The sequence below is a fragment of the Rhizobium sp. R635 genome, assembly GCF_002211285.1.
GTDB lineage: Bacteria > Pseudomonadota > Alphaproteobacteria > Rhizobiales > Rhizobiaceae > Rhizobium.
Genome location: NZ_LOKX01000035.1, coordinates 1 through 12,709, shown reverse-complemented (window position 1 = coordinate 12,709; position 12,709 = coordinate 1). Strand labels below are relative to the sequence as shown.

15 protein-coding genes are annotated in these 12,709 nt (G+C 61.0%); 12 read left to right on the top strand and 3 right to left on the bottom strand.

The annotated features are described in order from the left end of the window. The first annotated feature begins 59 nt into the window (after positions 1-59). The 5 genes from rpe (at position 60) to ATY78_RS28320 (ending at position 3,858) form a co-directional block, all read left to right on the top strand. Complete coding sequence (rpe, locus tag ATY78_RS24555) at positions 60-737, top strand: ribulose-phosphate 3-epimerase (RefSeq protein ID WP_088684912.1); 678 nt, start codon at positions 60-62, stop codon at positions 735-737. Next, a complete protein-coding gene (locus ATY78_RS24550; RefSeq protein WP_088684911.1) occupies positions 734-1,459 on the top strand; it encodes a DUF2259 domain-containing protein in 726 nt (241 codons plus the stop codon). Before rpe ends, ATY78_RS24550 begins: the two co-directional genes overlap by 4 nt. A 17-nt stretch (positions 1,460-1,476) precedes the next feature. Further along, complete coding sequence (locus ATY78_RS24545; protein ID WP_088684910.1) at positions 1,477-1,962, top strand: hypothetical protein; 486 nt, start codon at positions 1,477-1,479, stop codon at positions 1,960-1,962. Between the two features lie 129 nt (positions 1,963-2,091). Then, the gene (purB, locus tag ATY78_RS24540; RefSeq protein WP_088684909.1) at positions 2,092-3,399 is read left to right on the top strand and encodes an adenylosuccinate lyase; all 1,308 of its coding nucleotides are present in this window, start codon (positions 2,092-2,094) and stop codon (positions 3,397-3,399) included. 162 nt (positions 3,400-3,561) lie between these two features. Beyond that, on the top strand, positions 3,562-3,858 hold the full coding sequence (locus tag ATY78_RS28320; protein WP_141105670.1) for a hypothetical protein: 297 nt from the start codon (positions 3,562-3,564) through the stop codon (positions 3,856-3,858). Positions 3,859-3,867: 9 nt separating this feature from the next. Here the strand turns inward: ATY78_RS28320 and ATY78_RS24535 are convergent, their stop codons facing one another. Together ATY78_RS24535 and ATY78_RS24530 are read right to left on the bottom strand one after the other, a co-directional pair. Continuing rightward, positions 3,868-4,293, bottom strand: coding sequence for a low affinity iron permease family protein (locus tag ATY78_RS24535; protein ID WP_088684908.1), 426 nt, complete (start codon positions 4,291-4,293; stop codon positions 3,868-3,870). Positions 4,294-4,401: 108 nt separating this feature from the next. Further along, positions 4,402-5,205 (bottom strand): DUF2189 domain-containing protein, encoded by an 804-nt coding sequence (locus tag ATY78_RS24530; protein WP_088684907.1) that lies wholly within the window; start codon positions 5,203-5,205, stop codon positions 4,402-4,404. A gap of 173 nt (positions 5,206-5,378) precedes the next feature. On the opposite strand from ATY78_RS24530, the gene ATY78_RS24525 reads away from it, so the two are divergent. The 7 genes from ATY78_RS24525 (at position 5,379) to ATY78_RS24495 (ending at position 11,349) form a co-directional block, all read left to right on the top strand. Further along, positions 5,379-5,933: an alpha/beta hydrolase gene (locus ATY78_RS24525; protein ID WP_088685134.1), complete on the top strand. Its 555-nt coding sequence runs from the start codon at positions 5,379-5,381 to the stop codon at positions 5,931-5,933. A 96-nt stretch (positions 5,934-6,029) separates the two neighbouring features. Continuing rightward, a complete protein-coding gene (locus tag ATY78_RS24520; RefSeq protein ID WP_088684906.1) occupies positions 6,030-8,330 on the top strand; it encodes an EAL domain-containing protein in 2,301 nt (766 codons plus the stop codon). A gap of 252 nt (positions 8,331-8,582) precedes the next feature. Next, positions 8,583-9,347, top strand: coding sequence for a phosphoribosylaminoimidazolesuccinocarboxamide synthase (purC, locus tag ATY78_RS24515; protein ID WP_088684905.1), 765 nt, complete (start codon positions 8,583-8,585; stop codon positions 9,345-9,347). Positions 9,348-9,362: 15 nt separating this feature from the next. Beyond that, a complete protein-coding gene (gene purS / locus ATY78_RS24510; protein ID WP_088684904.1) occupies positions 9,363-9,605 on the top strand; it encodes a phosphoribosylformylglycinamidine synthase subunit PurS in 243 nt (80 codons plus the stop codon). A 43-nt stretch (positions 9,606-9,648) separates the two neighbouring features. Further along, positions 9,649-10,203 carry an RNA 2'-phosphotransferase gene (locus tag ATY78_RS24505; protein WP_088684903.1) on the top strand — a complete coding sequence of 185 codons (555 nt, stop codon included), beginning with the start codon at positions 9,649-9,651 and terminating at the stop codon, positions 10,201-10,203. After that, complete coding sequence (gene purQ / locus ATY78_RS24500; protein ID WP_088684902.1) at positions 10,200-10,871, top strand: phosphoribosylformylglycinamidine synthase subunit PurQ; 672 nt, start codon at positions 10,200-10,202, stop codon at positions 10,869-10,871. Before ATY78_RS24505 ends, purQ begins: the two co-directional genes overlap by 4 nt. 79 nt (positions 10,872-10,950) lie before the next feature. Beyond that, positions 10,951-11,349, top strand: a complete 399-nt coding sequence (locus tag ATY78_RS24495) for a hypothetical protein (protein WP_088684901.1) — start codon at positions 10,951-10,953, stop codon at positions 11,347-11,349. Positions 11,350-11,657: 308 nt separating this feature from the next. Here ATY78_RS24495 and ATY78_RS24490 read toward each other — a convergent pair. Continuing rightward, the coding region (locus tag ATY78_RS24490; RefSeq protein WP_141105669.1) for a calcium-binding protein at positions 11,658-12,709 on the bottom strand (1,052 nt) is incomplete at its 5' end.

Genomic DNA, 12,709 nt, shown 5'->3' with positions numbered 1-12,709 from the left:
GCCGCGAGCCTTGAATTCGGGCGCCGCGGTCATGGCGCCTCCTACGGAGTGAGAACCTGATGACGCTGCCCATTCGCATTGCCCCTTCGATCCTCGCGGCGGATTTCGCCAGGCTCGGCGAGGAGGTGCGCGACGTGACGGCCGCCGGCGCCGACTGGATCCATCTCGACGTCATGGACGGCCATTTCGTGCCCAACATCTCCTTCGGTCCCGATGTCATCAAGTCGCTGCGCTCCTATACCTCGGCCACTTTCGACTGCCACCTGATGATCTCGCCGGTCGACGACTATCTCGAAGCCTTCGCCAAGGCCGGCTGCGACCGCATCACCGTCCATGCCGAATCCGGGCCGCATCTGCACCGCTCGCTGCAAACCGTCCGCAATCTCGGCAAGAAGGTCGGGGTGACGATCAATCCGGCAACGCCGCTCAGCGCCATCGAGAACGTGCTCGATGATATCGATCTCATCCTGATCATGTCGGTCAACCCCGGATTCGGCGGCCAGAAATTCATTCCGGCGATGACGGCCAAGATCGCCGCCGCAAAGTCACTGATCGGTGACCGCCCGATCGAACTCGAGGTCGACGGCGGCGTCACGGTGGAAACGGCGCCTGATATCGCCCGCGCCGGCGCCAACGTCCTCGTTGCCGGATCGGCGATTTTCAAAGGCGATACCGTCGAGGATTACCGCAAGACCGTCGCCGGTCTGCGTCAGGCAGCCGAAGGGGCACGAGGATGAAGAAGCGTCTGATGATGGGCGGCATGCTTGCCGCCGCAATTGCCGGCCTGCCCGGCATATCACTGGCCGGAGACATCGCCAGCATCCAGCCGATCGGCTTTTCCGCCGACGGCAAGGTCTTCGCGTTTCAGGAATTCGGCATCGAGGGTGACGGCAACGCCCCCTACTCCAACACCTATTTCATCGATACCGAAAACGGCCAGTATCTCGAAGGCACGCCTTTCCGCACTGAACTGACCGAGAAGGACGCCAATCTCTCCAAGGCGCGGCGGCAGAACCTGACGGCGGCGCGCGGCCAGATGGACAAATACGATCTCCTGACCAATCCCGGCCTGATCGCCGCGTTCAACCCGCCGACCGAGCTCGGCTCCCCCTCGAAGACGCTTCGCTACACGACGCTTGCGACCGACGGACCGCCGAAATCGCCCTATACGCTCTCGCTTGGCGAGATGCCGGTGCCGACGCCGAAGGATTGCGCCGCGGTCGATAAGCGCGTCATCGGCTTCAGCCTGCAGATGATCGAGAAGGAAGGCGCCCCGAACCGGCAGGCGGCCCGCCAGGCCACCACTGTCCCGGCCGAGCGCGTATGTTCGGTGGAATACCGGATCGGCGGCGCGATGGTCTACCAGCCGGAAGGTGGAAACCCGGTTCACGTCGCTCTCGTCCTGGCCTTCGATGCCGAGAGGAACGGACGCTGGATCGCCGTTCCTGTCCATCCCTGAGCGAGGATCGCCCCAGGATGGATCGCCTTCGGGCGGCGAAGCCGCCCTACTCCGATCTCTTTGTCGGTGCATTGCTCTGGGGCATGCAGATGCTGGCCGCCGCCATGCTCGGCCTCTATCTCCGCAACGGCCTGCAGACCAGCCGGCTTGCCGAGGTCGCAGCACTCTATTTCCTCGGCGGCCTGCTCTCCTGGCCCTTCGCCCTGCCGGTCGCCCGCTTCCTTGCCTATAACAGGCCGCCGGAAGCGCGGTTCGCCGCTTTTTTCGTGACGCTGACGGCGGCCACGATCCTGATGACCGCTTTCCTCTTCGCCATGGAATACCGGATCTTCTATTCGCGCTGGCACGCACCCTTCGGCAGCATCGTCTGGGCTTTCCAGTTCGTCTTCACCAGCATCAGCGCCGTCTACCAGTTCCTGGTGATCGGCCTTCGCCTTTTCCTGCCGCTCGGCCTCGTCTGCCTTGTCGCAAGCAGTTATCATCTTGCCAAACGCATGCGTTGAGATTGCCGCCCGTCTTTGCTACAGGGGCGCTAAAGCAATTTCAGCAAAAGTGCCCAGCGGTTTTGCGTCCGAAATTGCGTAAAACCAAATCTTCGACGCTTAAACCTCTTGAAGTGAAGGCAGCCGCCCATGATCCCGCGTTACTCCCGGCCCGAAATGGTCGCCATCTGGTCTCCCGAAACCAAGTTCCGCATCTGGTTCGAGATCGAGGCGCATGCCTGCGACGCGCTGGCGGAACTCGGCGTCATCCCGAAATCGGCGGCAAAAACGATCTGGGAAAGAGGCGGCGCGGCCACCTTCGACGTCGCCCGCATCGACGAGATCGAGGCAGTCACCAAACATGACGTCATTGCCTTCCTCACCCACCTCGCCGAAATCGTCGGCCCGGATGCGCGCTTCGTCCACCAGGGCATGACCTCATCAGACGTGCTCGACACCTGCTTCAACGTCCAGTTGGTTCGCGCCACCGATATCCTCATCGCCGATCTCGACCGGCTGCTCACGGCGCTGAAAACCCGCGCCTTCGAACACAAGGACACCGTCACCATCGGCCGCTCGCACGGCATCCACGCCGAGCCCACCACCTTCGGCGTCAAGCTGGCGCTCGCCTATGCCGAATTTGAGCGCTGCCGCCAGCGTCTCGTCGCCGCCCGCGAGGAAGTCGCGACCTGCGCCATCTCGGGCGCCGTCGGCACCTTCGCCAATATCGATCCGCGCGTCGAGGAACATGTCGCCGAGGCCCTTGGCCTGAAAGCCGAGCCGGTCTCGACCCAGGTCATCCCGCGTGATCGCCACGCCATGTATTTCGCCACCCTCGGCGTCGTCGCCTCCTCGATCGAGCGCCTGGCGACCGAAATCCGCCACCTGCAGCGCACCGAGGTGCTGGAAGCCGAGGAATATTTCTCGCCCGGCCAGAAGGGCTCCTCGGCGATGCCCCACAAGCGCAATCCGGTCCTGACCGAAAACCTGACCGGCCTCGCCCGCATGGTCCGCTCCTACGCTCTGCCCGCCATGGAAAACGTCGCCCTCTGGCACGAGCGCGATATCTCCCACTCCTCGGTCGAACGCGTGATCGGCCCGGACGCCACCGTCACGCTCGACTTCGCCCTCTCGCGTCTCGCCGGCGTCATCGAAAAGCTGCTGGTTTACCCTGAGAACATGGAGAAGAACCTCAACAAGTTCCGCGGCCTCGTCCACTCCCAGCGTGTCCTCCTGGCGCTCACCCAGGCCGGCACCTCCCGCGAGGACGCCTACCGCCTCGTCCAGCGCAATGCGATGAAGGTGTGGGAACAGGGCAAGGATTTTCTGGAAGAGCTGTTGGCCGATGCCGAGGTCCGTGCCGCGCTTTCGGAAGAGGATATCCGGGAGAAGTTTGATCTTGGGTATCACACCAAGCATGTCGACACGATCTTCCGGCGTGTCTTTGGCAAGGCGTGAGCGGGTTCGGGAATCAACAATATGGCGACGCCCCCTAAGGGCGTCGTTTTCATATCTGCCTGCGCAAAGAACTGCCACAGGAGCACACGGCATAAAACCGCTCGCTATTTTCCGCGCGTACAATAAATTACAAAACACATAAGGCACCGCAGGGGATAACGCGTGGCTTCGTTAGAAAATCATCTGGATACCTATGGGGCAATCACCCCCATAGCAGTCCTATCCTTAGCCATAATTTTTCTAGTCACAACAGAAGTGAAAGAGCTTATATTTTACAAGAAAAATAAATGGGATTTTGAATTAGATAGTAAAATCGGATCAAAGATGTACAAAAGAGAGTCAGCCGAGGAAGAAGATATTATCCCAAATAGATCTAGAGTTTTATATACGATGCCATTGCTTATTTTATTGTTTTTAACGCTGTTGATTGTGTTTGCCGCAATTCTTTTTTCGCAGTAAATTTCGATTTTATTTAATAACGGGCCCCCTCTTCGGCGTCTCCGCCTTCTCCACCTCCGCCGTCCTGCAAGCCTCCGCCCCGGCCCTGCCCTCGGCCGCTTTGGCCACAAGCTGATCGAGCCGTTTCAGCTCCTCTTCATCAAGGTGCTCGATGCCGATGAAGCGGTTCTCGGCGTGGCTCGTCAGGATGATTTCGTTGAGCTTGGCCTGGATCGCTCGCGTATCGCGCGTCTGGGCGTTCTGCAGCACGAAGACCATCAGGAATGTGATGATCGTCGTGCCGGTGTTGATAATCAGCTGCCAGGTTTCGGAATAGCCGAAGAAGGGCCCGAGCGCCGCCCAGATGACGACGACCGCCAGCGCCAGGATGAAGACGACGGGCTTGCCCGCCCATTCCGATGCCTTGGTTGCGAAACGGGCAAACAGATGCTTCATCGTCACGTCTGAAATCCTCCTCGAAGTCTACGCTAAAAACGCCGAGGCAGGTTCGAATGTTCCCCTGGGGGACCTCAGCCAAGCTGAGATCCCGGGAGAAAGCCATGATTACACGGCTTGCCGAGCAATCAGCTTGCGATAGAGATGCCAGGTCGCATGGCCGAGGATCGGAATGACGACGGCAAGGCCGGCAAAGACCGGGATTGTGCCGATGACGAGGAGTGCTGCGACGATCAGGCCCCAGAGCAGCACCGGCACCGGGTTGGCGACCGTCGCGCGGATCGAGGTCACGACGGCGGCAACCGCTCCGACGTCGCGGTCGAGCAGAAGCGGAAAGGTGATGACGGATATCGCCAGCACGACGAGCGCGAAGACGAAGCCGATGAGATTGCCCCAGATGATCAGCTGCAGGCCTTGTGCCGTGCCGAAGACCTGGCGGGTGAAATCCGCCATGGTGCGCGGAAACACGTCGCCGAGCAGGTTGCCGTAGAGTGTCTGCGCCGTCACCAGCCAGACGACGAAGAGGCCGAAGAGCATCAGCCCGACCGCGACGATCGACGGCAGCGCCGGCGAATGGCGCACATCGAGCGCATGCGTCCAAGAGGTGTCGAGACCCTCTTCGCGGCGGCGGCTGATCTCATAGAGGCCGATCGCCGCGATCGGGCCGATCAACACGAAACCGGACATCAGCGGAAAGACCATCGGCAGAAGGTTGGCGCCGGAGGTCCATAGCGTCAGGAAGACGCCGGCGATCGGATACATCAGGCATAGGAACACGTAATGGGAAGGCTTCTCACTAAAATCGTCGAGCCCGCGCTTCAGCGCGTCGAAGACGTCGGCGATACTGATGCGATTGACCACGGGCCACGAGATGTTTTCGCTGGCACCCGTCATGACATGAAATGCCGCCATGGCTTTCTCCTCCTCAGCCGAGATCGGTCGGCGGCGGACAAGCATCGGCGGCAAGCCGATACGAAATCCGCAACCGGCACTCACACTATATAGCAAGTTTCGGCGCCCGTGTCGCTCTCTCCCTTGGAGTGCCTCTTGACATCTTGGCCGAGCTTTCTCACATCGGCGGCACTATGAAAGCCTCAGACGCAGATATTCTCATCATCCCCGGCTATACCAATTCAGGCCCCGGCCATTGGCAGAGCCGCTGGGAGGCAAAGCTCAGCACGGCGCGGCGCGTCGAACAGGCCGAATGGACGAAGCCGGTCCGTGAAGACTGGATCGCCCGCATCGCCGAGGAAGTGAACGCTTCCACGCGCCCCGTCGTCCTCGTCGCCCACTCGCTCGGCATCCCATCGGCGATCCATGCTATTCCGCATTTCCGCAATCGGGTGGCCGGCGCCTTCCTCGTCGCCCCTCCCGATGTCGCCAATCCGGATATCCGCCCGAAACATCTGATGACGTTCGGCCCCTATCCGCGCGATCCGCTGCCCTTCCCCTCGATCACGGTGGCCAGCCGCAACGATCCGTTCGGCAGCTACGAGCATGCCGACGATATCGCCAGCAGCTGGGGCTCCTTCCTCGTCGATGCCGGCGAGGCCGGTCATATCAATGCCGATTCCGGTCATGGCCCCTGGCCCGAAGGGACTATGGTCTTTGCTCAGTTCCTCAGCCGACTCTCCATCTGATTGAGGAAAACTTGCCAACTCGCTAATTGAGTGATTGCTTTTCTAAGTCTTTCTTAATGGAATGACCGCAGACTGCGTCGAACGAAATGAGCGAGAATGCCCGTGAAGAAAGCCCATCCAGAGGCCGATGATCCGCATGGCGATGCCGCAGCGGCAGAGGCAGGCGTCGGTAACGGGACGGCGGCGGACGATTCCGATCTGGCCGAACGGGAGAGCCGCTGGAACTATGCGCTCGTCGGCTCCAGCCTCGGTGTCTGGGATCACAATTACCGTCTCGACCGGAAGTATTATTCCGAGACGTGGAAGACGATGCGCGGCATGGCGCCGGACGAAGAAGCCGCCGGGGACTACGACGCCTGGCTGCAGCTCGTCCATCCCGATGATCGCGATTTCGTCGTCCATGCCATCGATCGGCAGAATGCCGGCGACCCCGACTATCAGATCTTCGAGTATCGCGAGCGCCACAGGGACGGCCGCTGGATCTGGATCGAATGCCGCGGCGCCTGCGTGGAATGGGACGAGGCCGGCGTTCCCACGCGCATCGTCGGCACCGACACCGATATCACCGCCCGCAAACAGGCCGAGGAGACGCTGTCGCGCCTCTCGCGCCGGCTGGATCTGGCGCTTGATATTTCCCGCATCGGCGTCTTCGAGGCCGATATCGAGGAGAACATGGTCGAGTGGGACGAACGGCTCATGGCCATTTACGGGCTGAAGGGCATTTCGCGCCGGAACGCCGGCGAGATCTGGGCGAAAAGCCTGCATCCCGATGATCGCGAGCGCGTGCTCGGCCTGGTCGACCGCAGCGTCGCGAGCGGCAGCAATTTTCAGCAGGAATACCGTATCATCCGCGGCGACGGCACCGAGCGCATCATCCGCGCCAGCTCCGCCTATTTCATCGACGGCAACGGCCGCCGCAAAGTGGTCGGCGCCAATTGGGATGTGACCGAGGAAGTCGCGCTGCGCAACGAACTGCAGCGCGCCAAGGATCTGGCCGAGGCACGCAACCGCGAGCTCGAGGCCGCCAAGGCGAGCATCGAGCACCTGGCCCTGCACGACTACCTCACCGGCCTGCCGAACCGCCGCTATCTCGACAAGATGCTGGACGAACGCTCGGTCGAATGCCGTGCAAAAGGCCTGGCGCTGGCCATCCTGCATATCGATCTCGACCGCTTCAAGCAGATCAACGACACACTCGGCCACCGGGCCGGCGACGCCATGCTGAGGCATGTCGCGGGCGTGCTGCGGAATTCCGTCCGCGCCGCCGATTTCGTCGCCCGGATCGGCGGCGACGAATTCGTCATCCTCTGCGCCGTCGATGCGGCCTCGAAGAAGGTCGTCGGCCTTGCCGAGCGCGTCATCCGTGAATTGCGCAAACCTGTCAGATATGAAGGGCACGACTGCCGCTTCGGCGCCAGCGTCGGCATCGCCGTCGACAGCGGGCCGGAGCTCGACGCCAAGCAGATGCTGCTCGATGCCGATATCGCGCTCTATCGGGCCAAGGGTCTCGGCCGCAATCGTTTCGAATTCTTCTCGGCATCGGATCGCCGCGACATCGTCTCCGCCAAGCAGCTTGCCGACGAGATCCTGATCGGCCTGGAGCGCAACGAATTCGTGCCGTTCTATCAGCTGCAGTTCGATGCCCGCACGCTCGATGTCACAGGTGTCGAAACCCTTGCCCGCTGGCAGCATCCGGCGCACGGGCTGCTGACGCCCGACCGTTTCCTCGACATTGCCGAAGATCTCGACGTCGTCTCGACCATCGACGCCCTGATCCTGGAGAAGGCCCTCGCCGACCGCAAAGCCTGGCTCGCCGATGGGCTGCCGGTCCCGAAAATATCGGTCAACGTCTCCGCCAGACGGCTCGCCGATCCCGATCTCGGCAAGAAGCTTCGCGCCCTGAAGATCCCGCCCGGCACCATCTCCTTCGAATTGCTGGAATCGATCTCGCTCGACGATTGCGACGAGGCGGTAACGGCAAACCTGAAAAAGCTGCGCAAGCTCGGCATCGACATCCAGATCGACGATTTCGGCACCGGCCACGCCTCGATCGTCAGCCTGCTGCGCCTGAGCCCGAAGACGCTGAAGATCGACAAGGAGCTGATCCGGATGCTGCCGCAATCGGCCGAGCAGCGCAAACTCGTAGGCTCCATCATCGACATCGGCCGCTCGCTTGATATCCTCGTCATCGCCGAGGGCGTGGAGACGGCGGACCATATCCGCATTCTCGAAGAACTCGACTGCGATATGCTGCAGGGTTATGCGCTCGCCCGGCCGATACCGGCCATGCAGATCCCCTCCTTCATCCGCGCCGGAAGCTGGCGCCACGGGGAAAACGCAGCCCGCATCGCGCGGGCTGAGCTTCGCCGCGCGCTTACCGGCAGGGCCGCCAAATAAAAAACCGGTATAAGCGTCCCGCCATTTCGCCTTCATTCCACCGTAGAGGAAAAGACGCTAAACTCGTCTCGCGAATTCATTCGATTCTCTTGGCGGCCTTCCGTAAAATCCGGAAGCCGGAGCCATGAAAATCTGAAACCGGGGAAGGAGCGACAGGCGGATTGTGAAACACTCTCTTTTCCTTTAAGGGGACGCCAAGAGATCGATCCACTCGCGCTATCCCAAGAGCGCCAACAACAGAGAATAACCACGATGAACCGTCGCCGCCGTATCTACGAGGGCAAGGCAAAGATTCTGTATGAAGGCCCCGAGCCGGGCACTTTGATCCAGTTCTTCAAGGACGATGCCACCGCCTTCAACAAGAAGAAACACGAAGTCATCGACGGCAAGGGCGTCCTCAACAATCGCATCTGCGAATATATCTTCAGCCATCTGAACAAGATCGGCATCCCGACCCACTTCATCCGCCGGCTGAACATGCGTGAACAGCTGATCAAGGAAGTGGAGATGATCCCGCTGGAGATCGTCGTGCGTAACGTCGCCGCCGGTTCTCTCGCCAAGCGCCTCGGCATCGAGGAAGGCGTCGTCCTGCCGCGCTCGATCATCGAATTCTATTACAAATCCGACGCGCTCGACGATCCGATGGTCTCCGAAGAGCACATCACCGCCTTCGGCTGGGCCAATCCGGCCGAACTCGATGACATCATGGCGCTCGCCATCCGCGTCAACGACTTCATGACCGGCCTCTTCCTCGGCGTCGGCATCCAGCTCGTCGATTTTAAGATCGAATGCGGCCGCCTCTTCGAAGGCGATCTGATGCGTATCATCCTCGCCGACGAGATCTCGCCGGACAGCTGCCGGCTGTGGGATATCGAAACCCATGAGAAGATGGACAAGGACCGCTTCCGCCGTGACCTCGGCGGCTTGCTCGAAGCCTATTCCGAAGTTGCGCGCCGTCTCGGCATCATCAATGAAAACGAGCCTGTGCGCGGCACCGGCCCGGTTCTCGTCAAGTAAGGCAGGAAAGACAAAGTGATCAAGGCTCGTGTCACCGTCACGCTGAAAAACGGCGTTCTCGATCCGCAGGGCAAGGCCATCGAAGGCGCTCTCGGCGCCCTCGGCTTCTCCGGCGTCGGCCATATAAGACAGGGCAAGGTCTTCGACCTCGAACTGGAAGGCGCCGACAAGGCCAAGGCCGAGGCTGACCTCAAGGCCATGTGCGAGAAGCTTCTCGCAAACACGGTCATCGAGAACTACGCGATCGCGATCGACTGACGATCGCGGGCCTGCCCCGCACAGGCCTTGAGGACCAAGCGTCATGGTGGAAGCAAAGCTGGAGACGGAAGTCTCGAAATTCATGAGCTATGTTTTGCGCCATGCGCCTGATGCCGCGGGCCTGACGCTCGATGTCGAAGGATGGGTATCCTTCGATGCGCTCGAAAAGGCGGTGGCGTCGAAATACGGCGTGTCCCGCGCTGATATCCTCGAGATCATCGAGAACAGTCCGAAGAAACGCTTTGCGCTCGTCGATGACAGAATTCGCGCCAATCAAGGCCACAGCGTCGGCGTCGATCTGGCATTGAAGGCGGTCCAGCCGCCCGACGTGCTCTTTCACGGCACGTCAAGGATAAGCTGGCCCTCGATCGAGCGCGAAGGCCTGAAGAAGATGGAGCGGCACCACGTCCATCTCTCAGCGGATATCGAAACCGCGAAAACCGTCGCCACGCGCCGCAAGGGCGACTATATCATCCTGCGTGTCGACGCAGCCGCCATGTTTTCTAAGGGCCATTCTTTCTTTGTCTCCGACAATGGAGTATGGCTCGCCGAAAGCGTTCCAGTTCAATATCTTTCGCTAGACGCAGGGACCCCATGAAATCAGCCGTCGTTCAACTTCCGGGCCTCAACCGTGACCGCGATATGATCGCAGCCCTGACCAAGATCTCCGGCCACAAGCCGGTGACGATCTGGCAGACGGAAACCGAGATCCCCGATGTCGACCTGATCGTCATCCCGGGCGGCTTCTCCTATGGGGATTATCTGCGCTGCGGCGCGATCGCCGCCCGCATGCCGGTCATGCAGGCGATCATCGACAAGGCTGCAAAAGGCGTGAAGGTTCTCGGCGTCTGCAACGGCTTCCAGATCCTCGTCGAGGCCGGCCTGCTGCCGGGCGCGCTGATGCGCAACGCCTCGCTGAAATTCGTCTGCCGCGAGATTAAGCTCGAAGTCGCCAATGCCGATACCGATTTCACCCGCGCCTATGCGCAGGGCCAGATCATCCGCAGCCCGGTCGCCCATCACGACGGCAATTATTTCGCCGACGCAGCGACGCTGGCGAAGATCGAAGGCAACGGCCAGGTCGTGTTCCGTTATGCCGAGGGCACCAATCCCAATGGCTCGATCAATGACATTGCCGGCATCATGAACGAAAAGGGCAATGTGCTCGGCATGATGCCGCATCCCGAAAATCTGATTGAAGCCGCTCACGGCGGTTCTGACGGCCGCGGCCTCTTCGCCTCGGCGCTCGACGTCATCGCCGCCTGAGTCCGCCCTGAACGCATGCCGCCCGCGGGCCGTGCCGCGGGTAACGGCATGCAAAGCCTTCATCCCTGGAGCAAGACCAATGCGCCCTCGCCTCACTGTCGCAAACGCTGCCGTGTCGACTGTTCTCGCAGCCATGCTTGCAGCCTGCCAGTCGGCGGCGCCGGCAGCCAATCCGAACCGTGCCGCGCTGCCGACGATGGAACGGGTGGCACTTGGAGCCAACGCCTGCTGGTTCAAATCAGGCGATCCCGCTTTTGCGGCCTACAAGCTCGCACCGGAACTCAATTCCTTCACCGGCCGCCCCCGCATCCTGCTTGTTCACAAGGGCAGCCCAGAAAGCCGGCCGCTCCTCGTCGTCCAGGCCGAAGGCAGCCCGGCACGCCTCCAGGCCTTCGGGCCAATGATGCAGGAACCGGTAGCAGGACGCATCGCCGGCGACGTCAATCGCTGGTCATCCGGCAACAAGGCCTGCAACTGATCGCTGCGACCTGACAGCCTACTGGAAATCGTATTACGTTTACAAAGCCGCTGGGTTCTTCAGCAGCATGCTACCGCGTCGCCCGGAAGCGGGCGGCGGGGTAACGACGTGCGTAAAACAAAAGAGCTAAAGCGCGTCGCATGCATCAAGTCGAACGCGATGCGCTTTAAGGTCTCCAATATCTCGATCTCGCGACCGACGGCATCGAACCAATAACGGCGCGCGACGCATTACTGATGCGCGGCGCCGTCACAACAACAGACTTTGGCTCTCCAGCAGGCGCCGAACCACCAAAGTGCGGGCGAAGATCACGCAAACAGGAAGTCCCCTGAATGAAGGCTTGATAGAAGCACATTCTTTAGCGTGATGGTATTGTCTGCATCGGCTGTAACAATCGTATCATCACCAGACTGACCGCTTGCCGCAAGAAGCGACGCCCAGTCGGCAAAAATGCTGTGATCGATCCTGATCATGTCATGTGCGCTGCCGGTTGCCACAAAGTTTGTGATTGTATCATGGCCCCAGTTCGGCAAATAAATGAAGACGTCTGCCGCCGCTCCACCACTCAGGGTATCATTTCCGGCGCCGCCTGTTAGCGTGTTGGAGCCATTGCCACCGACGATAACGTTGTCGAGCGCATTGCCGGTTCCGGTAAACGCTGCCGTGCCGATATAGGTGAGGTTCTCGACATTGCTGCCGAGCATATAGCTTGCCAGTGCCGTGCGAACCGTGTCGATACCCTCGCCGGTATTCTCGACGACGACGTCACCGGTGGAGATGACATAGGTGTCGTCGCCCGCCCCGCCCTTCAGCGTATCGATCCCCGCTCCGCCGGTGATAACGTTGTCGAGCCCATTGCCGGTTCCGGTAAACGCCCCCGTGCCGAAGGAGATGAGGTTCTCGGCATTGGCGCCAAGCGTGTAGGTGCTCAGGTTCGTCCAGACCGTGTCCGTTCCTGCGGCGGCGTTCTCGATGACGATATCGCCGACATTGTCGACGACATAGGTGTCGTCACCCGCTCCGCCGATCAGGCTGTCGGCGCCAAACCCGCCATTCAGCACATCATTGCCGGCGCCGCCGGTGATAATGTTGGCCAGCGCATTGCCGGTGCCCGTGAAGTTGCCGGATCCCATGTAGCTCAGGTTCTCGACATTGGTCAGCGTAGCGATCGAGTAGGCTGAAAGCACCGTCCGCAATTCGTCAGTGCCGCCGCCCGCCGCCTCGACGATCACATCGCCCGCATTGTCGACCACATAGATGTCGTTGCCCGCGCCACCGCGCAGACTGTCGGCGCCGGCGCCGCCGTCCAGCAGATCGTTGCCGGCACCGCCGACGATCGCGTTGGCAAGCGCATTGCCGG

Excerpts from the sequence above, each read along its gene's own strand:
- rpe (WP_088684912.1), top strand. The coding sequence starts at position 60 with ATGACGCTGCCCATTCGCATTGCCCCTTCGATCCTCGCGGCGGATTTC.
- ATY78_RS24550 (WP_088684911.1), top strand. The coding sequence starts at position 734 with ATGAAGAAGCGTCTGATGATGGGCGGCATGCTTGCCGCCGCAATTGCC.
- ATY78_RS24545 (WP_088684910.1), top strand. The coding sequence starts at position 1,477 with ATGGATCGCCTTCGGGCGGCGAAGCCGCCCTACTCCGATCTCTTTGTC.
- purB (WP_088684909.1), top strand. The coding sequence starts at position 2,092 with ATGATCCCGCGTTACTCCCGGCCCGAAATGGTCGCCATCTGGTCTCCC.
- ATY78_RS24535 (WP_088684908.1), bottom strand. The coding sequence starts at position 4,293 with ATGAAGCATCTGTTTGCCCGTTTCGCAACCAAGGCATCGGAATGGGCG.
- ATY78_RS24530 (WP_088684907.1), bottom strand. The coding sequence starts at position 5,205 with ATGGCGGCATTTCATGTCATGACGGGTGCCAGCGAAAACATCTCGTGG.
- ATY78_RS24525 (WP_088685134.1), top strand. The coding sequence starts at position 5,379 with ATGAAAGCCTCAGACGCAGATATTCTCATCATCCCCGGCTATACCAAT.
- ATY78_RS24520 (WP_088684906.1), top strand. The coding sequence starts at position 6,030 with ATGCCCGTGAAGAAAGCCCATCCAGAGGCCGATGATCCGCATGGCGAT.
- purC (WP_088684905.1), top strand. The coding sequence starts at position 8,583 with ATGAACCGTCGCCGCCGTATCTACGAGGGCAAGGCAAAGATTCTGTAT.
- ATY78_RS24505 (WP_088684903.1), top strand. The coding sequence starts at position 9,649 with ATGGTGGAAGCAAAGCTGGAGACGGAAGTCTCGAAATTCATGAGCTAT.
- purQ (WP_088684902.1), top strand. The coding sequence starts at position 10,200 with ATGAAATCAGCCGTCGTTCAACTTCCGGGCCTCAACCGTGACCGCGAT.
- ATY78_RS24495 (WP_088684901.1), top strand. The coding sequence starts at position 10,951 with ATGCGCCCTCGCCTCACTGTCGCAAACGCTGCCGTGTCGACTGTTCTC.